General features: G+C 45.1%; 21 protein-coding genes. 6 read left to right on the top strand and 15 right to left on the bottom strand.

The window, feature by feature from the left end:
* Positions 1-4 precede the first annotated feature (4 nt).
* Positions 5-487: a type II toxin-antitoxin system antitoxin SocA domain-containing protein gene (locus AAFP14_RS24535; protein ID WP_341734803.1), complete on the bottom strand. Its 483-nt coding sequence runs from the start codon at positions 485-487 to the stop codon at positions 5-7.
* A 187-nt stretch (positions 488-674) separates the two neighbouring features.
* Complete coding sequence (locus AAFP14_RS24530) at positions 675-1145, bottom strand: DUF4079 domain-containing protein (protein WP_341734802.1); 471 nt, start codon at positions 1143-1145, stop codon at positions 675-677.
* A gap of 96 nt (positions 1146-1241) precedes the next feature.
* Between AAFP14_RS24530 and AAFP14_RS24525 the strand changes: the two genes are divergently transcribed.
* Positions 1242-2723, top strand: coding sequence for an ankyrin repeat domain-containing protein (locus tag AAFP14_RS24525; protein ID WP_341734801.1), 1482 nt, complete (start codon positions 1242-1244; stop codon positions 2721-2723).
* Between the two features lie 88 nt (positions 2724-2811).
* Here AAFP14_RS24525 and AAFP14_RS24520 read toward each other — a convergent pair whose 3' ends face one another.
* The 3 genes from AAFP14_RS24520 to AAFP14_RS24510 all read right to left on the bottom strand — a co-directional run bounded on the left by AAFP14_RS24520 (position 2812) and on the right by AAFP14_RS24510 (position 6036).
* A complete protein-coding gene (locus tag AAFP14_RS24520; RefSeq protein WP_341734800.1) occupies positions 2812-3753 on the bottom strand; it encodes a 2OG-Fe(II) oxygenase in 942 nt (313 codons plus the stop codon).
* Positions 3754-4201: 448 nt separating this feature from the next.
* Positions 4202-5374, bottom strand: coding sequence for a TRC40/GET3/ArsA family transport-energizing ATPase (locus AAFP14_RS24515; RefSeq protein ID WP_341734799.1), 1173 nt, complete (start codon positions 5372-5374; stop codon positions 4202-4204).
* A 269-nt stretch (positions 5375-5643) separates the two neighbouring features.
* A complete protein-coding gene (locus AAFP14_RS24510) occupies positions 5644-6036 on the bottom strand; it encodes a DUF2358 domain-containing protein (protein WP_341734798.1) in 393 nt (130 codons plus the stop codon).
* Positions 6037-6170: 134 nt separating this feature from the next.
* On the opposite strand from AAFP14_RS24510, the gene AAFP14_RS24505 reads away from it, so the two are divergent.
* Entirely contained in the window at positions 6171-6785 is a 615-nt protein-coding gene (locus AAFP14_RS24505; protein ID WP_341734797.1) for a glutathione S-transferase N-terminal domain-containing protein, read from the top strand.
* Positions 6786-7174: 389 nt separating this feature from the next.
* Here the strand turns inward: AAFP14_RS24505 and AAFP14_RS24500 are convergent, their stop codons facing one another.
* The 4 genes from AAFP14_RS24500 to AAFP14_RS24485 all read right to left on the bottom strand — a co-directional run bounded on the left by AAFP14_RS24500 (position 7175) and on the right by AAFP14_RS24485 (position 11729).
* Positions 7175-8599, bottom strand: coding sequence for an NADP-dependent isocitrate dehydrogenase (locus tag AAFP14_RS24500; protein ID WP_341734796.1), 1425 nt, complete (start codon positions 8597-8599; stop codon positions 7175-7177).
* A gap of 267 nt (positions 8600-8866) precedes the next feature.
* Positions 8867-9472: a DedA family protein gene (locus AAFP14_RS24495; protein WP_341734795.1), complete on the bottom strand. Its 606-nt coding sequence runs from the start codon at positions 9470-9472 to the stop codon at positions 8867-8869.
* 590 nt (positions 9473-10062) lie between these two features.
* Complete coding sequence (gene ahcY / locus AAFP14_RS24490) at positions 10063-11340, bottom strand: adenosylhomocysteinase (protein WP_341734794.1); 1278 nt, start codon at positions 11338-11340, stop codon at positions 10063-10065.
* A gap of 227 nt (positions 11341-11567) precedes the next feature.
* Positions 11568-11729 carry a hypothetical protein gene (locus AAFP14_RS24485; protein ID WP_341734793.1) on the bottom strand — a complete coding sequence of 54 codons (162 nt, stop codon included), beginning with the start codon at positions 11727-11729 and terminating at the stop codon, positions 11568-11570.
* A 70-nt stretch (positions 11730-11799) separates the two neighbouring features.
* Here AAFP14_RS24485 and AAFP14_RS24480 point away from each other — a divergent pair, with 70 nt between their 5' ends.
* Positions 11800-11988 (top strand): hypothetical protein, encoded by a 189-nt coding sequence (locus tag AAFP14_RS24480; RefSeq protein WP_341734792.1) that lies wholly within the window; start codon positions 11800-11802, stop codon positions 11986-11988.
* A 32-nt stretch (positions 11989-12020) separates the two neighbouring features.
* Here the strand turns inward: AAFP14_RS24480 and patX are convergent, their stop codons facing one another.
* Together patX and coaE are read right to left on the bottom strand one after the other, a co-directional pair.
* Entirely contained in the window at positions 12021-12221 is a 201-nt protein-coding gene (gene patX / locus AAFP14_RS24475) for a heterocyst-inhibiting protein PatX (protein WP_341734791.1), read from the bottom strand.
* A gap of 269 nt (positions 12222-12490) precedes the next feature.
* Positions 12491-13105, bottom strand: a complete 615-nt coding sequence (coaE, locus tag AAFP14_RS24470; RefSeq protein WP_341734790.1) for a dephospho-CoA kinase — start codon at positions 13103-13105, stop codon at positions 12491-12493.
* Positions 13106-13311: 206 nt separating this feature from the next.
* Here coaE and AAFP14_RS24465 point away from each other — a divergent pair, with 206 nt between their 5' ends.
* A complete protein-coding gene (locus AAFP14_RS24465; RefSeq protein WP_341734789.1) occupies positions 13312-18444 on the top strand; it encodes a CHAT domain-containing protein in 5133 nt (1710 codons plus the stop codon).
* Between the two features lie 374 nt (positions 18445-18818).
* Here AAFP14_RS24465 and AAFP14_RS24460 read toward each other — a convergent pair whose 3' ends face one another.
* Together AAFP14_RS24460 and AAFP14_RS24455 are read right to left on the bottom strand one after the other, a co-directional pair.
* Positions 18819-20000: a tetratricopeptide repeat-containing serine protease family protein gene (locus AAFP14_RS24460; RefSeq protein ID WP_341734788.1), complete on the bottom strand. Its 1182-nt coding sequence runs from the start codon at positions 19998-20000 to the stop codon at positions 18819-18821.
* 206 nt (positions 20001-20206) lie between these two features.
* The gene (locus AAFP14_RS24455; protein WP_341734787.1) at positions 20207-20812 is read right to left on the bottom strand and encodes a thioredoxin family protein; all 606 of its coding nucleotides are present in this window, start codon (positions 20810-20812) and stop codon (positions 20207-20209) included.
* 186 nt (positions 20813-20998) lie between these two features.
* On the opposite strand from AAFP14_RS24455, the gene AAFP14_RS24450 reads away from it, so the two are divergent.
* Both AAFP14_RS24450 and AAFP14_RS24445 read left to right on the top strand, forming a co-directional pair.
* A complete protein-coding gene (locus AAFP14_RS24450; protein ID WP_341734786.1) occupies positions 20999-21403 on the top strand; it encodes an NIL domain-containing protein in 405 nt (134 codons plus the stop codon).
* 273 nt (positions 21404-21676) lie between these two features.
* The gene (locus tag AAFP14_RS24445) at positions 21677-21943 is read left to right on the top strand and encodes a hypothetical protein (protein WP_341734785.1); all 267 of its coding nucleotides are present in this window, start codon (positions 21677-21679) and stop codon (positions 21941-21943) included.
* 485 nt (positions 21944-22428) lie between these two features.
* Here the strand turns inward: AAFP14_RS24445 and AAFP14_RS24440 are convergent, their stop codons facing one another.
* Both AAFP14_RS24440 and AAFP14_RS24435 read right to left on the bottom strand, forming a co-directional pair.
* Positions 22429-22980, bottom strand: a complete 552-nt coding sequence (locus AAFP14_RS24440) for a shikimate kinase (RefSeq protein ID WP_341734784.1) — start codon at positions 22978-22980, stop codon at positions 22429-22431.
* 22 nt (positions 22981-23002) lie between these two features.
* Positions 23003-23995, bottom strand: a complete 993-nt coding sequence (locus AAFP14_RS24435) for a LapA family protein (protein ID WP_341734783.1) — start codon at positions 23993-23995, stop codon at positions 23003-23005.
* Positions 23996-24316 lie beyond the last annotated feature (321 nt).

The following is a 24316-nucleotide window of genomic DNA, read 5'->3' as shown; positions in this document are numbered from 1 at the left end:
TCGCTCACCCCAATTCACTCATTAACTTTTCTCTTTCTTTGTAGAGATTCAGTCTCACCTGTTCCTCTGATTTATGGCTATCTTTAACCTCAAGCATGGGAGCAGTGCTATAAACATATTCTAGTAACTGCTTCAGTTTATCCTCTCCTGAACCAGCCCATTCTCTCCTGATGTTGTCAAGCATTAGCTTGAGGCCTAAAGGTAACTCTAAATTATCGACACTACCTGCTCCCTCACCACGTCTGACGAAGATAGTCTCTCCCTGAGATTCTTGCAAAATCTCTTTGCCATTCATTTGATTTAAAGCAGCGTCAATGTCTTCATTCCAAGGCCCATAGCGATAATAACGCCAATCTAAATCAGTAAGCTGTTTTTCTGTCCATTTGACCGCATAAAGATCCGCTAAGTACAAAAATTTGATTAACTGCGTTTTTGTAATATAGCCTTTGGTTGCGTAAACAAAATACTTAATCAGGGTTTCCAGCATAGATTTCCTTCTTTTCTCTCAAAAAAACTGTCTCCACAATTGATATTATTACTATTCAAATCAATTTAACTTTAGTCTATTATATCATCCCCAGGAACGTTTGGCTATTAAAGCATCTAAAAAAATATGACAATTCAATTGCTAATCGCCCCAAGGCAATTAGCAATTAGCAATCTTACCCAAACGATCACATTTTACTGATAATTCTCTGCACGATTTCTACGCCTGTTACCGCTTGCCAGCCAAACAGCCCCAAAAGCGCAACATTCAGAAAGATGTGAGTATATCTGGCAAAATCATTGCCTTTTTGCATCAAAGGAGTCAGCGACGCAGATATGGCAATAATTGCCGTCATCCCTAACCCTGCTAGCAAGTGGGAACCCACGAACAATTTGCCGTTATTGATGTAGGTGACAGCCATACCGCCGATCGAACCCGTTACCATCAAGGCTAGCAGCAAAGAGCCCATCTGGTGATGCTTCAGGTTGAATTTGCCCTTAATTAACTCTTTCTTGACTTCGCCTTCAGCACTCCTGGTGCGCCGGATTTGAACGCCGAGATACAAAGCATAAAATGAGATTGCTAGCAATACCCACATTAACACTGGGTGGAAAAATTGGCTCCAAACTTTCACAGACTGCGGAATTTCCAGATTCATGGTGTTTTCAGGATTAGCAAAAATACTTCATAAAACTTAGCATACCAGTCAGGCCGTCTCATGCGACGGTACAAATATATAAAATGAGACACTGTTATGCCTGCGACTAAACAAGACGCTTTATTAATCCAAGCTGCCAAAACTGGCAACATTATTCACGTACAAGCCTTACTCGCTAAGGGTGTTAATCCTGACTCCAAAGACTCTGAGGGGACGACAGCTTTGATGTTTGCGGCCCAAAAGGGCTATGCCGAAATCGTGCGTATTCTACTAAATAATGGCGCTAATGTCAATCATGTCAGAAGGCGTTTTGGGCTGACGGCTTTGATGCTTGCCGCCGCTCACAAGCAGGCTGATTCTGTGCGACTGTTGTTGGCTGGAGGGGCCGATGTTAATGCTAAAAATGATGATGGGAGTACGGCTTTGATGGCGGCTTGCCTCAAAGGTGATATCAATGTGGTGCGACTGTTACTTGCTGCTGATGCTGATGTGAACGTGCGCGATCGCGATGGAGACTCTGCTCTGAAAATAGCTGCTTTATCGGGGAATCAAGCTATTGTCAAAGCTTTGGCTGATGCGGGTGCTGTTGCAGATAATTCTATCCTATTTTTAGTAGTTAGTCAAGGTCGCCCGGAAATTATCCGAATTTTGCTCAATTGTGGCGCTGATGCTAATGTTAAAAATTCCGATAGCAAAACTGCTTTGATGGAGGCTGCTGCTGCGGGTAATTTGTCCGTGGTAGAGGTGTTGTTAGCGGAGGGTGCTAATGTCGGAATTCCAGATAAAGATGGTGAAACTGCTTTAACTTTGGCTGCTGATTTTGGTCATATTGATGTGGTGCAGGTTTTGCTGCGTGCCGGTGCTGATGTGAATGGGAAAAATGGGGATGGGGGAACGGCTTTGATGGCGGCTGCTGCTGGGGGAAATTTGCCGATCGCCCATATCTTACTCGATGCTGGCGCCGATATCAATGCTAAGGACAAAGATGATGAAACTGCTTTAAATTTCGCTGTTGTCGAAGGCTATGAGGATGTTGTGGAATTGCTGTTAAACCGTGGCGCTAGTGTTGTGGCTAGAAATCGGTTGGGCGATACTCCGTTACTCGTGGCTGCTGTTCACGGTTACAGTGCGATAGTATCAGCTTTGTTGCAAAAAGTCAATCACGATAATGCTGATTTTCTGAATGCTAAAAACTTTGAGGAGACTGCTTTAACTCTGGCGGCTTTTCAAGGACATACTGAGACAGTAAAGGCTTTGCTCGAAGGTGGTGTTGACCCTAATATCGCAGGGGAGCAAGGAAAAACGGCTTTAATGAAAGCTTGTATTCGAGGTCATGTGGCGATCGCCCAATTATTAGTTGACAACGGTGCTGATGTCAATAGGCGGGATGCTTCCGGTGCCACTGCTTTAATGTGGGCAGCCCATCGGGGTGCTGTCAGTGTTGTCAAGATTTTAATTGATGCGGGTGCGGATATAAATCATAAAAATTTGGGGAATTATACGGCTTTAATGCTGGCTGAATTTAACGGTTATAAAGATGTGGTGAAACTGCTCAAAAGTGCTGGAGCCAGAGAATAATATTGGTGTTATCCTTAAGTTGGTAGTAAGGACTTCTGTCCTTTCTTTGTCTGACGAGCGATCGCGACCTTAGTCCTTACTACCAACCTCAATCTGTTCGCCTTACCCAACCATTAATCGTAAAGCGACTGTCAGCAAAAGCTTTCGAGGGACAACTAACTGGCAAAACTTCGTGCATATAGCGACTCAGAAAAAATACGATGCTATTATTACGAGGTTCAACAGTTTTAAAAGAATCAGCCGCTACATAAAAATTGTTCTCAATTTTGCTATCATAAATCAGCAATTCTCCGCCAGTAAAAGCCTTGGGTTCTCGATTGAAATAGTAAACATAGGTAAAAAATCTGCTTGCTGTGTCTGGAGAGCCACTATCGTTATGAAGCTTGTAATAATTATTGTCATTGTGCATCGTTAATTGAGCTTCTATATCACCCACAGAAAATGAAGGTAAGTTTAATTTTCGCAGCACGTCGGGGAGAATAGCTTTAATGCGATTAATCATCAATTGGGAAAATTCGGGGAAGGAATGGAGAACCATAGAACGCCGATAATCTTCAGCCTTGGTTGAGGTGCTGGTACTCACAAATTCTGATTCTTTTGCTAAAACATATTTGATGAGTTTATTTTTTTCGCTGGCAGTAAGGAAGTTGTCAATTTGGGCGTAGCGAGATATTAAGTCGTCGTTTACTTGAGCAGGAATTGTAGGAATCTCTAGGGGAATTTCTGGGGAATATTCTACCGGAACTTCGGGCTGGGGTGGTGGCAGTTGAGCTAAGTAAATGGGCGGTTCGGTGACTAATCCCACTAGGTGTTCGCTGGGGAAACAAAGTGCGGAGCGCCCTTCGTCTATGGGAATCTGAAATAATGTGGGAAAACTGGGGTTCTGTTGGGTGCGATCGACTAAGGTTTTAACCAGATTGTGCAATAAGGGTGTGTCAGATTTGAGGCTAATTGTGCATTGATGTCCGCCCGCGAGCAGGATTTTAACTTTGACATCTTGGGGTTTAATTTGCGGTGGAGTGTAAGTCATAATTTTTTCAGAACTGGATGGAAAACTAGCTAAAGATATGATTCGTAAGGAAAATAATTAGGTAGGGATACAACAGTTTTGTTTCTCTGCAATATGATACACAATTAGTCGGGACACAAACAAGACTTTTTATTGGTGTCATGGTCGATCGCCAAAAATTGAGGTGAATGGGGGAAAGAGTTAAGGAACCGCAGAGGGCACAGAGAGCACAGAGGATGGAAAAGAAGAAGGAGAGGAATAGTCATGAAAGCAGAGTTCTGAGCCTTTGGAAGAAACTTTGCCAAGAGTTGTACAAGAAAAACTTCAGCAGATTGAAAAGTGAAGTAGGTGCATCTCATTTTTGCCAATATATTCCTAGGGGAGAAGCATGACCTCAGTAAATCTCAAATTATCACTAATAAATTGTCTGCGGTCATGCTTCGCCCTTGCTGATTTAGGATTGCTATAATCAAGCAAACTTAATCTTCAAATAATCATCCTCCATCTTCGCCCCGGAAGGTTGCAGCGCCGCTAAAGCTTGCGGCAATACCAAATTCCGGCGGTGATTCCCAATCCTAACATTCAACTCATCTCCGGTTTTGCTCAACTGAATCTGATTCTTAGCAATTCCCGGCAAATACAGTTCCAGACTGTATTGATTGTTTTCTTGTACAATCTTAATCGTATTTTCTTTGTAATAAACTTGACTGGGGTCTTCGTCTTTGTAAAGGGTTTCTTTCAACCTTTCCAAAGCTGCCAAACCGCACATTTCTTCGGAATAAAGCGGTACTTCTTTAACTGGAAGTGGCATGAAATCCGAGTGAATTTCCTGACGGTACTGCTCCTGGTTTTCTTTCCAGCGTTTGAAAAATGGGTCAGTTACTTCTGCGGGAATAATCCGGTTTGCTACGACTAAATCTGTGGCTACATTGTACAAACTCAAATAGGCATGAGCGCGCAAAGATTCTTTAATCACCATTTTTTCAGGATTAGTAACTAACCTAACTGAGGTAACAGCATTGTCAGTTAAAATCTTTTCCAATGCTTCAATTTGTTCGTAAAATTCATAAGGTGCATCCATCACCTCTTTGTCTGGCAAAGAAAAACCGGCAATCGGTCTAAAAATCGGTTCCACTAAAGGTCTCAGGGCTGCGGATATGCCTTGCAGTGGCTTGTAAAATTTTCTCATGTACCAGCCGCCAACTTCCGGCAAACTTAGCAGTCTCAATGCTGTACCAGTGGGAGCAGAATCGATAATTAAAACATCGAATTCGCCTTCGTCGTAATGCCGCTTCATGCGCACTAAACCGAAGATTTCATCCATTCCGGGCAGGATGGCCAATTCTTCAGCTTGCACGCCTTCGAGTCCCTGGGCGCGCAATACTTGAGTAATGTAGCGTTTAACTGCTCCCCAATTGCCTTCTAATTCCCTGAGAGCGTCTAATTCTGCTCCCCACAAGTTCGGTTTCACCTGTCGGGAATCGTGGCCGAGTTCCATGTCGAAGCTGTCGGCTAGGGAGTGGGCGGGATCGGTGCTCAGCACTAGGGTTTTGTATCCCAATTCGGCACACCGCAGCCCTGTGGCGGCGGCTACGGATGTTTTACCCACGCCGCCTTTTCCGGTCATTAATATTAAGCGCATTGATTGTTTAGCTCGCCTGAAAGTTCTTTACTCCTATATTGTAACGTTATGTAACAGAGATTAATTTAGTGGCGGATTTAATTTGGGCGATCGCCCTGTGGGGCATGGCGCATTTCGGGCGATTCATTAAATTGGTGCAATGTCAATACAAATTAAAGTTATTCTGTTTGTTGCCAAGGCTTGAGAAACCGGGTTTCTATCAATATCTGGTTTTCACTCACAGTTTCTCAGCAGAAACCCGGTTTCTGTTTGTGCCCAACGGCTGAGAATCATACATTAGTTTTGACTGGAAACACCAATTGTTTGAGCACATCCAACCGCGAACAATTCCAGTAATCGATGTGAGAAACAATTAAACCATCGGGATTGACTTTCAGTTCGCTCCTGCCGCTAATTGCCATTTTCGGCCGCCAAGGTAGCGGTGCGAACCAACTCAGAGTCCACCGGGTTTCTATGCTATCTCCAGACTGGGAAATTCCGTGTAAATCTAGATTTACATCCTGAAAAAAAGTCCCCATAAACCCAATCATTTTGCGGTAGCGATCGACTCCTGTAAATCGATTCACCGGGTCTTCAAAATAGACATCCTGGGCATAAATGCTGTAAGTCTGATTTTCAGGAAATCTTTGATAATCATCTTTGAGAATTTCAATAATGTCCATTGCGGGCGATCGCCATTCTATGATTATTAGATAATTTTAACACAATCAATAAAAAAGCCGCAATTTTAGTCCAAATTATGATATAATATTCGTTTATTTACTGCCTTCCCAACTTAGAACTTAACATCACAAGTATGATTGAACTCTACACTTTTACCACACCCAACGGTCGCAAAGTCTCCATCATGCTCGAAGAAATAGGCTTACCCTACAACCTGCACGTCATAGACATTAGGAAAAACGACCAATTTACCCCAGAATTCATTGCCATTAACCCCAATAGTAAAATTCCTGCTATAGTCGATCGCGATAATGGCATCACCGTCTTCGAGTCTGGCGCAATCCTGATTTATCTTGCCGAAAAAAGTGGCAGATTTCTACCCACGGACAAACATAAATACTTTCAAGTCATGGAATGGTTGATGTTTCAAATGGCCAGCGTCGGGCCAATGTTCGGTCAACTCAACCACTTCAAACGCTTTGCACCAGAACCAATTCCCTATGCAATTCAACGCTACGAAAAAGAAACCCTGCGACTGTATGGAGTATTAGACAATCAACTAGCAAAATACGAATACATCTGCGGCGACTATTCAATTGCCGATATTGCTACCTATCCCTGGGTTGCCATTTATGAATTTCAAGGATTAACCCTCGACAATCACCCCCACCTCAAACGCTGGGTAGAAACCTTGCAACAACGTCCCGCTGTACAGCGCGGCATGGCAATTCCAGCTTCACAAACATAAATAGATATCATCGGTAGGGACAGAACACTACTGAAGCCTGAAACCTCTGATATATGTCGCTTTTACCCGAATCTCGATCCCCCTAAATCCCCACCCCCCCCTAGCCCCCCCCAAGGGGGGAAGGGGGACTTTGAGAAGATTCCTGTCCCCCCCCTTGTAGGGGCGGTGCCAAGAGTGCCCGCCCTCTTTAGGACTTTGAGAAGATTCCTGTCCCTTGTAGGGGCGGTGCCAAGAGTGCCCGCCCTCTTTAGGACTTTGAGAAGATTCCTGTCCCTTAAGAAGGGGGGCTAGGGGGGATCTGGACTCCAACAAAAGCGATATTCCTCATGGGTTTCAGGCTTAAGTTGACACCAATGAACACTGTTGTGTCCTTTTCCTCTGTTGCCAACTCAATCTGCGAAATGCTTAATAATTGCATCCGCAAACTCCGAACACTTTAACTCTGGCACCGGCGGTTCCATCAACCGGGCTAAATCATAGGTAACTTCACCATTGGAAATAGCCGCAGCCAAACCCTTTTTAATCAAGTCTGCCGCTTCCTGCCATCCCATATATTCTAACATCATCACCCCAGACAAAATCAGGGAACCGGGATTAACTTTATCCAAACCAGCGTGTTTCGGTGCAGTACCGTGAGTGGCCTCAAAAACTGCACATTCATCGCCAATATTAGCACCGGGACCCATGCCCAATCCGCCGACAATTGCAGCAGCAGCATCGGACAAATAATCGCCGTTCAAATTCATTGTCGCCAAAATCGAATATTCGGCGGGTCTGGTTTGAATTTGTTGGAAAATACTGTCAGCAATTCTATCGTTGACCATGATTTTATCTTTCCACTTGCCACCGCCGTGACTATCCCAAATAGCTGCTAAAACATCAGCGACTTCTTGAGTTATTTTGGCTTGTTTTTCGGGAGTCAAAGCATCAAATCCGGGGTCTATTTGGCGGGCATTGTCTTCTAAGCTAAGGTCAGGATTTTTTTCTTTGTTCCCCAGAATCCAAGACTCTCTTTCGGTGACGCACTCAGCGCGATATTCGGTGGTTGCTAATTCGTAACCCCAATCTCGGAATGCTCCTTCGGTGTATTTCATGATGTTGCCTTTGTGCACCAAAGTGACTTGCTGCTTTTCTTTTGGCAACCGCAAGGCGTGGGTAATGGCACGCCGTACTAAGCGCTGAGAACCGGTTTTGCTAATGGGTTTAATGCCTATTCCCGAATCGAGGCGAATTTGTTTTTTGCCGTGTTCTGGTGTGGCGGGAATTAATTCATTATTGATGTATTCAATTAGTTTTTTGCCGATTTCGCTATCTTTTGCCCATTCAATTCCGAGGTAAATATCCTCTGTATTTTCCCGGTAAATAATGACGTCTAGCAGTTCGGGAGTTTTGTGTAATGATGGGGTTCCATCATAATATTTGCATGGGCGCACGCAGGCGTAAAGGTCAAAGATTTGTCGCAAAGCTACGTTTAGCGATCGAATTCCGCCACCTATGGGGGTTGTCAGGGGGCCTTTGATGGCGACACCGTATTCTTTGATGGCGTCTAAGGAATCTTGGGGGAGATATTGGTATGTACCGTAGACATCGCAGGCTTCGTCCCCTACATATATTTTAAACCAGTTGATTTTGCGATCGCCCCCGTAGGCCATTTCTACAGCCGCATCCATGACTTTCTGGGATGCTGGCCACAAGTCCACACCCGTACCGTCACCGCGAATGAACGGAACGATCGGGTCATTGGGGACGATCGGCAAACCGTCTTTGAATGTAATTTTAGAACCAGTTGTCGGGGCTACAATCTTTTCGTACATATCTTAACAATGCGGATAGCAATTCTTCCTATTTTGCCACGATTGTCTGTCTAAACTTCAACTAATTCTCAAGAATTACCTAAATTTTGAATATGGGATATTTTGCTGTATCTATCGTAACCAAATTGGGATTATAAGTAGAAGGAAGAAGGAAGAAGGAATAACCGAATATTTTCAATTGCTAAAACGATAGATTTTATTGCATCTTCCTTGTTCTGATGGACACAGATAAACGCAGATTTTTGGTCTCTGCATTTATCTGTAATTCTATTGTTTTTGCATATTCTTTTTGATAACCCACAAAATAAACCAGATGACAATAATCACCACAATTATTTTAGAAACAGGAGCGAGATATTCATCTACAAGTGTATAATTTTCCCCTAGTTTGTATCCGGCAAAAGTGAGGAAACTTACCCATAAAACAGTGCCGCCTGTTGAGTAGAGTAAAAACGGAATTAAAGGCATATTGTTGATGCCAGCGGGCAGGGAAATCAGGGTGCGGACTCCGGGGACAAGGCGACACAAAAACACGGCTTTGTTGCCGTGTCTGTTAAACCATCTATTTGCTTTGTCAATATCAGCACCTGATACAGTTATCCACTTGCCGTATTTGTCTGCTAAATTCCTCAAGCGTTCTTCGCTCAATAATTTACCGGCATAGTACCACGGAAGCGCCCCTAGCACTGTACCGATGACTCCGGCTGCGATGGCTGGTGCCAACTGCATCTCATTACCCTTCGATGCTGTGAATCCTGCCAGGGGCATAATCAATTCTGAGGGTATGGGCGGGAACAGGTTTTCCAAAAACATCAATAATGCAATGCCCAGATAACCCATGGACTGCATTGTGTTAGTTATCCATTCAACCATTTTGATTTAATAATTTGGTAATAGGTAGTCAGTAGTCATTAGTCAGTAGTCATTAGTCAGTAGTCAGTAGTCATTAGTCAGTAGTCAGTAGTCAGTAGTCAGTAGTCAGTAGTCAGTAGTCATTAGTCATTAGTCAGTAGTCAGTAGTCAGTAGTCATTAGTCATTAGTCAGTAGTCATTAGTCATTAGTCAGTAGTCAGTAGTCATTAGTCATTAGTCATTAGTCATTAGTCAGTAGTCAGTAGTCATTAGTCATTAGTCATTAGTCATTAGTTTGCTTCCTAGACTCTGCCCATTGGTGACAACTTAACGTCAAACCCACCGTCTCTCTTGTTTTTATCTAAGTCTCGATCCCCCCTAACCCCCCTTAATAAGGGGGGGACAAGATTCTTCTCAAAGTTCCTCTTAATCAGGGGAGACAAGATTCTTTTCAAAGTCCCCCTTGTTAAGGGGGATGCGAGGGGGATCGAGACTCGACTAAAAGCGACATTTATTATGGGTTTCAGTCTTAAGTTGTCATCAATGATCTCTGCCTGGGAACGAGAAATAGGGGCAACCACGGGGGATTGCCCTACAACTCTAAACTAAGATTAAGTACCAGAAGTCCAAGAGTTTGTGTACTCAATTTGCTCTGGAGTCAAGGTATCAATGAAAATACCCATTGCTTCCAATTTGAGACGCGCGATTTCTCTGTCAACTTCGACAGGGATTGAATGAATACCTGGCTCTAATTTGCCTTTATTAGTGACAAGATGTTCGGCGGCTAAGGCTTGGTTAGCAAAGCTCATATCCATCACGGCACTGGGGTGTCCTTCAGCAGCAGCCAAGTTGATCAAACGGCCTTCGCCCAAGACAATAATCGACTTGCCATTATTGAGACGGTATTCTTGAGTGAAAGAACGTACAGTCTTGACATCGGTGCTTTTTGCGCCGAGGGATTTGAGGTCAATTTCAATGTCGAAGTGACCGGAATTGCAAACCATTGCACCGTCTTTCATGCTGTCGAAATGTTCGGCACGAATGACGTGTTTGTTGCCCGTAACGGTGATGAAAATGTCTCCGTCGGTGGCTGCTTCGTCCATTGGCATCACGCGGAAACCGTCCATGACTGCTTCGATCGCCCGAATTGGATCGATTTCGGTGACAATTACGTTAGCGCCCATGCCGCGAGCCCGCAGTGCCGTGCCTTTGCCACACCAACCGTAACCTGCAACCACAATATTTTTACCGGCTAACAAGATGTTGGTAGCGCGGATAATGCCATCTAGGGTAGATTGACCCGTACCGTAGCGGTTGTCAAAGAAGTGCTTGGTGTCAGCGTCGTTAACATTCATGGCGGGGAAAGTCAACACGCCATCTTTCAACATCGCCCGCAGACGCACGATACCTGTGGTGGTTTCTTCGGTGGTGCCGATTAAGTCGGAAATTTGGTTGGGCCGGTGTTGGATCAGGGCTGCTACTACGTCACTGCCGTCGTCGATGATAATGTTGGGACGGTGGTCTAGGGCTGTGTAAACGTGACGTTCGTAGGTAGCTGCGTCTTCTCCTCTCATGGCGTAGACGGAAATGCCGTAGTCTTCAACTAAGCAAGCTGCTACGTCGTCTTGGGTGCTCAAGGGGTTGCTGGCGATGAGCACTGCATCTGCACCGCCCATTTTCAGGGCGATCGCCAAATGAGCTGTTTCTGTAGTAACGTGGCAGCAAGCTGAAATACGGATGCCTGCGAAGGGCTTTTCTTTAGCGAATCGTTCTTGAATTTGGCGCAACACCGGCATTTCCCGGCCTGCCCACTCGATGCGTTGTCTTCCCAAGGGGGCTAGGGATAAGTCTTTGACTTCGTGTTTAATCTGAACTGATGTTGCAACCATTTATGTTATTTCTGACAAATCATTCAACTGTGTTAGTTGTACCAGATGAACCTAGGGAGCGGCAAGTTCCCGGATTGGATGCTGGTGAAACGCAGACGGGCTAAATGGAGGTTATATTTGCGATTTTCTAGGGGAATCTACGGAATCGGGCCATAGACCCCATTACTTTCGGTCGTGTTATCTTGCTAGTGCGATCGGCTCCATCTATCCGTCTGGGACCCTCGCCCTCAATCTTTTTTGCTGTCGCGGCGTTCTTGAATGATATGAATGATAGAAGGCACAAAAGACAACACAATTATTCCCAAAACTATCGGCAATAAATATTTATCCACATCAGGAATTACCCTTCCCAAATAATAACCCATCAGCGTGATGCCAAAGGTCCACAAAAACCCACCTGCAAAGAAGCTCTTTCTCCGTCAACTCCTAGGAAACGTCCCACTGCGGGTAATTCTCATTGTGCCGTTTGTTGTCCAGATTGTCGCAGCCGTAGGAACTGTAGGTTATTTGTCATTCCGCAGTGGCGAAAAAGCAGTTAACGACATGGCGGTACTGCTTCAGGAAGAAGTGAGCGATCGTACTAAACAACAAGTTATCAGCTATCTAGAACGCCCTACTTTTGCCCTAAAAACTATCGTGGCTGCATGATTATTACCCATGCCTGTTGCGTCTAGGACTGTTTATCTTCCGCTACCTCGTTCGGGAGCAGAATCTTTATCTGTTTCTGTGGAAGAATTTGGATCGGCTTGGGATGTTAACAATTCGGGAACAGATTTGTGTGGAGAAAAAAATGTCTGAGGAATTTGTAGGCTTTGAGCGTTAACTGGAGTGCTGCTCAATAACAGAGTTGACATTAGGATAGAAGAGTAAGTGCGCATCATAAAGTTCGGTGTTTGTAGTTTCCGCTTCTTGATACGCAGCCTCTGCTCTGATATCAGGGTAAAAAAATGCAAGTTTTGCAAAATTACCAATTGATAATCGATGCAATCTGCAAGTTTTTTACGCCTCCGGTTTAGGGGGTAATACCCCTCATTGGTGTCCCCTGAAGAAGGGGCGTCAATTAACTGGCAAAAACCTCACTTGCTTGAGGAATGCTAGAGCGCTAATTGTAAATTTATTTAATTATTCAGATTTCCTTCATAATTTATTGCTAAATGATGGCATCTACCTGGACAAACAAGGAGTCGAGACTGGAGGAGTTGTCCAAAACAACATCAGCTTTCTGACACTTTTGCTCTAGGGGAAACTGACTATTAATGCGGGCATTAGCTAGATCGACACTCAAGCCATCTCGCTTCATTAGCCGTTCTAACTGTACAGAGGGTGAACAGTAAACTACCCAAATTTCTGTACATAAATCTGTCATGTTAGCTTCAAACAGTAGTGGGACTGCTAAAACCAGAGGCAATGTGTTTGTGGATACAAGAGGCGATCGAGCAATGTAACTTTGAGTGGCTTCCACGAAACGGTGACGGACATAAGGGTGAATTTGTTGTTCTAGCCACTGCCGTTCCGCTGGGTTACAAAAAATAATATTTCCCAACTCCGGGCGATTTAAATTGCCGTCTGGGAGTAAAACACCAGCGCCGTAGCGTTCTACAATAGAACTCAGTATTGGCGAACCTGGACACACAGCTTCGCGGGCATAAATATCGGCATCTAAAATCCTCCATCCATAACGATCGCCCAGATAATTAGAGATAGCGGTTTTACCCGTAGCGATGCCCCCTGTCAAACCAATGATCCGCAAAATTAGATCGCTCATATTGCCTTTTTGTTGAATTTCTGTATTTGGACAGTGCTTGCCAGTGTTTGCTATGTTGGTGACACACTCAAAATTAGACTAAGAATTTAAGATTTGAGAGCGAGAGCTCGCGTTAGGAATAGTGAGGATTGGGGTGCGATCGACTGTTTTTTGGCTAAAATCTCCATTTTTTACTCCAATTAAGGTCTAGACCGAGGCAAACTATTATGAATGCTCAACGTGCTGTACGGTCAATTCTGGCAGCAATTCCCATTGCCGGACTTTGGATATTAGATTTTTCACCCAGTCTGCTGTTGGCGAAACAAAACAGCACTAGATGGGTGATTATAGGAGTTTATCCCCAATCTCAAATTGCCTGGGCCCAATCCATTCTTCCCGCCGCAGATAAGACGAACACGACTGTTACCCCAGGTGCGACAGGGCGCTATGACATTACAGGAGGCGCTACGTCAAAAGATGGTAAAAATCAATTCCACAGTTTCACTCGATTTGGTTTAAATTCTGGGGAAACAGCGAATTTTATTTCAAATCAGGGCATAAAAAATATATTTGGCCGCGTTGTTGGTGGCGATGCTTCGTTTATTAATGGGTTGATAAAAGTTAGCGGTGGTAATTCCAATCTATTTTTGGTCAACCCCGCAGGAATCATTTTCGGCAGTAATGCCCGCCTGGATGTGCCGGGGTCTTTTTTTGCTACTACTGCTAGCAGCATTGGTTTTGATAATCGTTGGTTCAATAGCACAGGGATTAATGATTATGCAGCCCTGGTGGGAACACCTAGTGCTTTTGCTTTTTCAGCGCAGTCAGGGAGCATAGTTAATGTTGGTAAATTAGCCGTTGGTAATGGACAAAATTTAACTCTGCTTGGGGGCACAGTCATCAGCACAGGAGAACTTTCGGCTCCTGGGGGTCAAATCACAGTCGCAGCAGTACCGGGAGAGAATCTGGTGCGGTTGAGCCAAAATGGGATGTTGCTGAGTTTGGAAGTTTCTGGGTCTACTGGTGTTTCTGACTCAACTTCTTTGCCCTTTTCGCCACTGAGTTTACCTCGGCTGCTTTCTGGGGGAGGGAGTGACCACGCCACCGGACTTAGCACCAATTCCCAAGGTCAAGTGGTACTGACTGGAGGAGAAGCTATTTCGGCAAGTTCAGGAACGGCTATAGTATCGGGTGCGGCCAATGTGTCAGAGCCCAATGGTACAGGAGGTACTGTTCATGTCTTGGGGGAAAGAGTAGGGCTGTTTTCCGCCAAGATTGATGCTTCGGGAGCTGAGGGTGGGGGCACGGTGCGAGTTGGGGGAGATTATCGAGGTGGGGGAACTCTGCCTACTGCAAATATGACTTATGTCGATGGCAAGAGTTCGATCGCCATTAATGCTACTCGATCGGGCAATGGGGGTAGCGCCGTCGTCTGGGCGGATGGTACAACCGTGTTTTCCGGGAATGTGAATGCTAGGGGTGTTTCTACAGTTCCTAATGTTGGTGGTGTCGGTGGGTTTGTCGAGGTTTCTGCTAAAAAAGGGTTGATTTTTAATGGGAGTGTAGATACTAGGGGTACAAATGGTTTGGGGACTTTGTTGTTAGACCCGGAAAATATTGTGGTCACAGATGCCGCAGCCGCTGCTGATGATGCTGCAATTTTGGCTAATGGTGGTATTTTGGGGGCTGCAACTTCACCAGGATTTCCCGGTAGTTCAGGGAGTTCTTTGACTATTTCGGCGAGGGCTCTAGAGGGGATTTCGGCGACGACTAATGTGGTTTTGGAGGCTTTAAATGATATTAAAATTTCTGATTTGGCAGACGATAGGTTGAGTTTTCAAACTACTACTGGTTCGGTGACTTTTCGGGCTGATGCCGATGGTAATGGTACGGGTTTGTTTGCAATGAATAGTAGGGATACTATTAGCACAGAAGGTGGGGCGATCGCAATTTTTGGCAGGCAAGTTACTGTAGGTAATTTGTTGAGCAAAGGGGGAAATATTAGCTTGACAAGTCAGGGAGAGATTGCTGGTAATAATATTTCGGCATCTAATCCCAACAATGGTCGCAGTGGTAATGTTTTGCTGGAAGGGCTGAACGTAAGGACAGAAAAAGTTGATGTGAGTGGTTCCAGAAGTGCGGGAATTGTGAATTTAACTGCTCAGAATGTTCTGAGTGTTGGGGGGATTGCGGGGGGTTCTGGAAATATTAGTTTGACTGGCAATGAAATTGACTTGAAGGGTGGGAATAATTCGGTGAGTGGGACTGGTTTTTTGGTGTTGCAACCTTGGAGTCCTGCTCAAAATATAGCGATCGCGGGTACGGGTAACTTGGGTAGTAATAGTTTTTTGAATCTGACGGCGAGCGATTTAGGAAGTTTACAAAATGGTTTTGCCGGAATCACAATCGGGCGTAGTGATAGCAGCGGTTCGATTCTGGTTGCTAATAATTTGAATTTTTCAGACCCGCTGATTATTCAGTCGCCTTCGGATCGGGGAACAATCACTACTACCAGTTCCCTCACCGCCACAGACAATGCCTCTGTTACTCTGAAAGCTGATGGCAGTATCAGAACTGGTAATATTTCAACTAACGGTCAGGAGATTCGCATCACCAGCCAAACAGGTAACATTATTGCCGATCGACTACGGACAGGTACAGAAGCGACTCTCACTTCTTCATCGAATTCTGGGGCGGTGTCGCGAGTGGCTGGGGATGTGACGCTGACGGCTGCGGCGAAAGTGACTGTAGGGGCGATCGATACTAGAGGAAATATTGCTGGTAATGTGAACCTGACTGGTAGGGAGGGAGTAAGTGTCGGGCCGATGGAGGCTGGTGGTTTGCAAACAGCGGGCAATATTACTTTAACTGGTGGGGAAATTGACCTGACGGGTAACAAAAATTCCGTCGCTAGCAATGGTAGTTTGGTGTTGCAACCAACGGAGGCACCTCAAAATATCACCATTGGTGGTGATGGAAACAAAGAAGGTTTGAATCTGACTGGGGCTGAGTTGGCGACTTTGCGGAATGGGTTTGTTTCTATTGCGATCGGGCGTTCTGATGGTAATGGTCAAGTTTTGATTGGGCCATCGCCTTCAACACCCATGCCGAGTTCAACTCCTAACTCTACTCTAGTACCTACTGTTACTTTTCAAGACCCGATCGTGATTCGATCGCCCCTGGGAACCGGTACTATCATGGGAACGGCTGCGATCGCGGGGATTGACAACGCCTCTATTACCTTAATCGCCGGTAGCGTCAAGATTGGTGATATTACCTCCCCCGCAGGCATCAACATTACTAGCAGTCAGGGGAACATCACCACAGGAACTTTATCTTCTCGTTCCACCAACGGGGGGGCAGGAGATATCAACATCCGCAGCGCTAATGCTGTAGCATCGGGCAACATCGATGCCTTTGGCGCCAAAAGCGGCGGAGATATCTCCATTACCGCACCAGGTTCGATCGCGACTGGAGTGATTAATTCTAGTTCGGAGTCAGGAAAAGCCGGTTCTAGCACTATCACAGGACAAAAAGATATTCAAGTTACTTCTATCAAGGCTCGTGGGAATACGGGGGGTGATGTGGAAATCACCGCAGGAGGAGCTTTACGATCCACAGTTACTAGCACAAACACTGAGGGCGACCCCGTTAGCATCTCCACAGAGGGCCAAGTGCGATCGGGTTCCCAGACTTTGCTGCAAAGTAGTTGCAAATCAGGAACCTGCACTGTTACGCCTCTGGCCACTGGAAATTCTAAGCCTAACACCGGGACAAATACAACTGTTACTGGTTCGATCGCGATCGAACCGAGTCCAACACCCAAGACAACCATCCAACTGAAAACTACAACCAATTCCCAAGAATTGGTGGTTGCGCCGAATTCGATCGCGATCGAGCCGGTACCAAAGAGCACAACGACAAACATCTCTTCAGACCAGGCTGTCAGCTCCCTGGGGACCAGCAAAACTAGCACTCCCGGAGAAAGTCAACCACAGTCAACATCGGTGTTAAATAACAATCTAGACACCGCTAGCTCCACCAACAGTGACGGAGGGACAACTGCCCAAAAGCCGGGTAGTTATCAGAGTGTGGTAGTTGCCGAAAGTTCTCGATCGAACAATTCCATAACTCAACTAAATCCCATCGACGCAGTGCAGCAAAGAGAGCAAATTCAGGGGAAAGAATTTGAACGTTATTTTGGCAGCAATTTATCAGGAAAATCTGTAACCCCACAAACTATTCGAGATACCCTCAGCAGCGTTAATCGCTTGACAGGAGTAAAACCTGCGATCGTTTATGTATGGGCGAAAGCCAACAATTTAGAATTGGTACTGCTCTTGCCCGATGGCAAAAATATCTTTAAAAGCATACCAGCCAGCCGCGAAACAGTGCTGCAAGTTGCGAAGGAATTTACCAATGCTGTGCGCAGTCCCAGGAGATTAATCAATGCTGACTATAAGGAACCGGGCGAGCAACTTTACCAGTGGTTAATTGCACCCCTGGAAGCAGATTTGGAATTGCATAAAATTGATACTCTAGCATTTTCGATGGATGCTGGTTTGCGAACTTTACCTTTGGCTGCTCTTTATGACGGCAAGCAATTTTTGGTGGAGAAGTATAGTTTAGGATTGATTCCTAGTTTGAGCTTAACTGATACGCGCTATAGCAATATTAAAGATGCTAGGGTTTTGGCGATGGGTGCATCGAAATTTCCTGAAAAGTACGATCAAAATCCTTTGCCGGCTGTGCCGCTGGAAATATCCACAATTGTGGGTAAGATTTGGCCTGGTTTGTCTTTTTTGAATGAGAACTTTACTTTGCCAAATTTGAGGGAAAAGCGTCAGCAGGAGTACAAAATTATTCATTTGGCTACTCATGGTGAGTTTCAACCTGGGGGTGCTGAGAATTCTTATATTCAGTTTTGGGATACTAAGTTGCGGTTGAGTGAGTTGGATGAGTTGAAGTTATCGAATCCGCAGGTGGAGTTGTTGGTTTTGAGTGCTTGTACGACAGCAGTGGGTGATGAACAGGCTGAGTTGGGTTTTGCGGGGTTGGCGGTGAATGCGGGGGTGAAGTCGGCTTTGGCGAGTTTGTGGTATGTGAGTGATGCTGGTACTTTGGGGTTGATGACGGAGTTTTATCAGCAGTTGCGTGTGGCTCCGATTAAGGCTGAGGCTTTACGACAGGCGCAGTTGGCGATGTTGCGGGGAGAGGTGCGTTTGGAGGATGGTTATTTGGTGCGATCGGGTAATCGTCAGGCTTTACCTTTACCTGGGGAGTTGACGGCGCGGGGAGACAAAAATTTGTCCCATCCTTATTATTGGGCGGCTTTTACAATGATTGGTTCGCCTTGGTAATTGGGAATTGGGAATTGGGAATTGGTTATTGGGAATTGGGAATTGGGAATTGGTTATTGGTTATTGGTTATTGGTTATTGGTTATTGGTTGTTGGTTGTTTGTTATATAAAATCCTCTCTTCATCGTCCTGTATTAAACTCTCTCTTCTCGAACTTCGCGTCCTTAGCGCCTTCGCGGTTAAATCATATCATTTCCGGTTACACCGTCAGGTGATGTTGACAGTTGACGGTTGACAGTTGACGGTTGACAGTGAACAGTGAACAGTGAACTCGAATTTACTATTCCGATGAAGAGAGGATTTGATATTATTAGTTATTCGTCCTCACAAATAACTAATAACTAATAACAACAGTCAACATTCAACATTCAACAATCATTGCAACTGTTCGATTCTTTTACGAGCATCTTGATAGGCGCTGGTTCTCCCACCTTGTTTGTAAAGTTCTGCTGCTTTTTGAAAGTCGGCAATGGCTTGGGGTTTGTCTTTGTTTTCGAGGTGGGCTAGGGCTCGGTTGTAGTAGGCGTCGGCAAAGCCGGGATTGGCTGCGATCGCCCGCGTGTATGCTTGAATAGCGCTTGGACCACGGGTGGGATCGACGCTACCGATGAGAGTGCGGGCATTACCGATATTGAAGTATATTTCGGGAGTGTAGTTAGACTTAGAAGCAAGCGCCTTGTTGAAATCCGCGATCGCCTCCCAAGCATCTCCTTGATCTAACCGCGAAAGTCCTCGAAAATAATAGGCTTGGGGATCTTGAGGATTAGTGCTCGATACCGGGCCTTGGATGGCGGGGGTATTGTCTAGTTTCAATTCCGATGGTTTCATTCCCGCCAGGGCCAGTTTCGCCATAAAAGTATTGATCGGAACTGCTGCATTAAATCCTGTTTTAATTGGGGCCACTTCACCGGAACTGGTTTGGGCGAAACCAAACTCCCCTTGTCCGTGCAAGCCGATGACTCGACCTTCGGAGTCAAACACTGGCCCGCCACTCATACCACTCCAAGTTACTGCTTGATATCGCAAAGTGTAACCTTCGGGTCGATTCCGCGGGCGGCTGGTAACGAGTCCGGGAGAGAGTTCTGGTTCTCTTTCTGCCCCAAAAAGTCCGCCGGTAGCGGGATAGCCGTAAACGAAGATTTGAGTGCCGATGACGGCTCGATCGGAATCGGCGATCGTTGCTACTGGGTATTCTTCTGGACTTTCAAATTTGACTAAGGCTAAATCGGCTTCAGTTTGGGATGTTTGCAAGCGGGTGACTGAGGTTGCTGGATAGTTTTTGCCAATGGAAGTGCGAACTGTATATTTGACATCGGCTTTTTCTACTACGTGGTTGACGGTTAAAACTGTGTAATTTTTGCCGTTTTTGGCAATAATTACGCCGGAACCGTCTCCTAGGGTGCTGTTAACTTGTACTGTCAGTGGTCCGGCAATGTTCGCTACTTCTTGGGGAGTTTTGGCGATCGCTGGTTGGCTGATAATGATTGTTAAGGCGGCGACGGTAGTGCCTGCTAGTATGCTGCTTAAGGTATCGAAACGGGAAAAATTTATATTCATGGCTACTGCTAATTAGTATTTGACCAGGGAATTTTTGCCGCGGGGGATGGAATGTTTGTGCTGGGTGGGTTTTTAGTTTTATTAATTACTTGACGCAAACCCGGTCTAGTTTGTTCTTGTTCTTTATTAATAATTTTACTGGCTATTTTTGCGAGTTTTTTTCAGTTCAAAGACTAAGCGATCGCACTTTAAACCCCAGGATTTGTTTACTGTACTTGACTGCCGTGGGCGCGGGGGTCTGAACTGCTGGTTTTCCTTGGTCCTGTGGCGGGAGTAAAATTAGAAACTTGACCTACTGATTGAGCATGGGGCAACTCTTTCCCTGCAATTAAAGCTTCTAAATTAGCTTCCATAATGCCGCGGGGCGCTTCCCCGATCGTTTGAGCAACGGCGCTACCTTTATTGTTTAAATAAACAAAGTGGGGGATGCCATCTACTCGATATTTGGTAATTTCTGGTAGCCATTTGTCATTGTCCACATTCAGCATCACAAAATTTAGCGGTTCTGCATATTTTTGTTTAATTTCGCTCAAATCCTTGGCCATTGCCTGACAGCTACCGCACCAATTAGCATAAAATTCCATGAGTGTGGGCTTGCCATTGGTTAAAGCTGTTTCTATTGGTGCGGAGGCTTTTGCCATTTCGGTGAGACTACTTGATGGGGTTTGGGTGCGTAGTCCCAAAAATATGGATACCGCCAGGGCGATCGCTGCTAACACAACTAATAAGTTTCTGAGCCGTGACGCTGTTGAATTTGTTTCGGAATTTTTGGTGGCCTCGACAGCACTTGACTTTGGCGAATTGGGACTCATAAAATTGATTACAATTTTAATTCTAGGTTTTTATTTTAAATAACCGTCTTTGATTATACCATATTTTGAGATAATAAGCTATCTGCTATCAATAATTTGGCTCCCTTGACATACTCACCGCCTAGGCCAAGTAAGCTAAAACATAAGAACCGAAAAATTGCTGGTAAATTACCGAGGATTAAAGGCGTGAAAAAACGGGTAACGCTGACGTTTCCGCAACGATCGATCCAAATGCCTGTAACCTATAGACTGGCAAAGGATTTTAATGTAGCAGCCAATATTATCCGGGCCCAGGTGGCTCCGAATCAAGTTGGCAAACTGGTGCTAGAGTTAGCAGGGGACATAGACCAACTAGAAGCGGCGATCGACTGGCTGCGATCGCAAAATATTGGAGTTTCCCTCGCCAGCCGGGAAATACTCATAGATGAAGATGTCTGCGTTCACTGTGGCTTATGTACGGGAGTTTGCCCCACAGAAGCCTTGACCCTGAACCCAGAAAGCTTTAAACTAACTTTTGTTCGATCGCGCTGTATAGTCTGCGAACAGTGCATCCCTACCTGTCCGGTGCAAGCTATTTCTACTAACCTGTAGCCTGCCTAAACACTAATTATTTATCAAAATCTCTCCTCTATTGCCCGCCATTTCCCCCTCTCCCCCTTCACGGAGCGTCCCCAAACTGTTGAGCAGATGAGAAAAAACTCTTGGCCTTCCCTCACTCTACTTTTTATTAGCTATTTTTGTTTGGGCTGGAAATTATCGGAATTTGATGTTCCTCCCCATATTGTTTGGTTTTTAACTATAGCTGTTAGTTTAATCCTATCGATCGCCTTGTCGTTCCCATTGAGGAACACAAAAACCTTAGTTATGCGATGGTTATCGACAGATGTGGGTGCTTTTATTTCTATTATTGTTGGCTCTTTTTTAGCAGTGATAGTTGTGACTTGGCTCCACCTTTTTACTACTTGTTTAGTCTTGACATCAGCCGGAGCTTTGGCAAGACTTGATATTCAAATATCGGGATTCAAGAGATGGCGGTCTTTTTTGATGTTAGCTACTATTTCTTTGAGTGGTTTGGGTTTGGGAGGAACCCTAGAGTTTTTATCAAAAACTGGCAGACTTATATTGTTTTAGTTTGGCATGGCCACGGAAAGAAGGGAGAAGTGACCCACCCTGCCCCTGCCCTTGGGGGAGGGCGGTTGGATTATATTACGTTATATTACGTATAATTAAGTGGATGTAGTTATAACTAATAACGGATGGCTTTTGCCTTTCAATTTGCAATAAAAAAGCAGCTTGAAGGAGCTGCTAGTCAGAATTGCATGAGGTATTGTTCTCAGAATAAGGGAGCTTAAATTCGATCGATGCTGGGTTACATTTTTTGATACAAGAGATTTTCTCAGTGCATGGACGATTATAAAATCGTCACATAGGCAGATAGCGTTGAGCATAAATTTTCCGACAATTAAAGAAGCGTTTAACTGTCCTTGCGCCCTACAGCCCGACCGCGGTGGGGCCATTTTATTTTTTGGCACAACTCAGTAAGCCCATGATTCTTGACAGAGAACCCTGTCGGCTTTGTATCTAGCTCTTCCATAGACGGCGCTAACACGGGTAAATTAATTAATATCATTTCCGATTTTTGATTTAAGAACTTTTTTGATGTGCTCGATCGCCCTAGCAGCCACAACTTCCGGCGTTTCCCTAATATTAGCGCTAACTCGGACATCTGCTTGAGCATAGAAACGCTCTCGCTGCTGCCACAGGGTTTCCAGCTTGGATTTGATCTCCCCATCCCGCAGTAGGGGGCGAGTGGTGTCTTCTCGCAGCCGATCGCACAATTGATCTACAGGCACATCCAACCAAACCACTATACCGTGGTGGAGATAACTCCAGTTAGTCAATCGCAAAATAGTGCCACCACCAGTAGCAACGACTAAATTAGTATAAGCCGACAATTGACCGAGCACTTGAGTTTCTAATTCCCGAAACGCTTCCTCTCCTTGAGTCGCAAAAATATCTGCGATCGACTCATTAGCAACTTGAGCAATTACGGCATCAGTGTCAAAAAAACGGTAGTTTAATTCCCTCGCCAAAATCCGCCCCACAGTTGTTTTCCCCACACCCATCATCCCGACGAGATAGAGATTAACTCCTCGCAACAAATCCACAATCAAATCCTCCGATAGTGTGCTATTTTTTCAGGTTAATCGGGCCACCACTGGGGCGATCGTCCTCCAACTCATCATCCTCATCCAATCCCCAATCCTCCTCATCTTCTGTATTATGTGGAGCTACTTCCCCATCACCTATGTCAGAAATCGGCACCCCTTGGGGAGGAACAATCACCCGATAGTCTGCATCGTAGACAGACTCTGTTTGTCCAACCCCAGATTTGCTCGGATCGCGATAGCCATAGGAATAGACAGAGCCTGACCAGGACTGGCTTTTCGGCTCCTGTTTAGCTTCATAATCCCTCGGATTTGCCTCTAAAACGTCATTTACAGGCGGTCGAGCGACAATTTCGCGATCGTCCCCCCAATCATCATCACCCTGTGGAGAGCCAATTTTAGAGGGTTCAGAAACCCAATCGTCCTCATCATCGGCTGCGATAGAAGTTCCAGCTTCAGCAGAAGTTGTAGCGTTACCAGAGTTTGGGGGCGCAACATCCTGCTGAAAAGTCCGAGCATTATAAGCAGTGGGCGTACCGTACTGTGTTTGGTATCCAGAAGCAGGCTGAGTTTCTCTCCCTTGGCGATCGGGGTTAATGTCCTGTTTTCTGGGACTAGGAGACGCTGGGTAAGGTGTCCTCCGATCCTGAGCAAAAGTATTGCGAGGGGGACTGTTGCGACTCGTGCGGCTTCGCATTTGAGATAGGTAATTTGAGAAAGCCAGCAAGCCAGAAATCAACAAAGAAGTGACAACTCCTGTGCCCATACTGAATAATATCCAGATAGATAGTGGCACAGCGGGCGATCGCATTCCCAAAAACACCAGGGATACCGGAGCAACATTTTGGAGGGCAAAAATAGTCAGCCCCACCACAATTACTAGCAAAAATAAAGCACGCATTTTAATAATATTGGGAATGGGGAATGGGGAATTGGGAATTGGTAATTGGGAATTGGGAATGGGCAATTGGGAATTGGGAATTAATCTGCCAATTAACCAATAACAACTAACCAATAACAACTAACCAATAACAACTAACCAATAACCAATAACTAATGACTACTGACTAATGACTAATGACTACTGACTACTGACTACTGACTACTGACTAATGACTAATGACTACTGACTAATGACTACTGACTACTGACTAATGACTACTGACTACTGACTACTGACTAATGACTACTGACTACTGACTACTGACTACTGACTACTGACTACTGACTACTGACTACTGACTAATAACTACTGACTACTGACTACTGACTAATGACTAATGACTACTGACTAATGACTACTGACTAATGACTACTGACTAATGACTACTGACTA

This window comes from Microcoleus sp. EPA2, assembly GCA_020882975.1.
Lineage (GTDB): Bacteria > Cyanobacteriota > Cyanobacteriia > Cyanobacteriales > Microcoleaceae > Microcoleus.
This window is presented reverse-complemented; position numbering and strand designations above follow the sequence as displayed.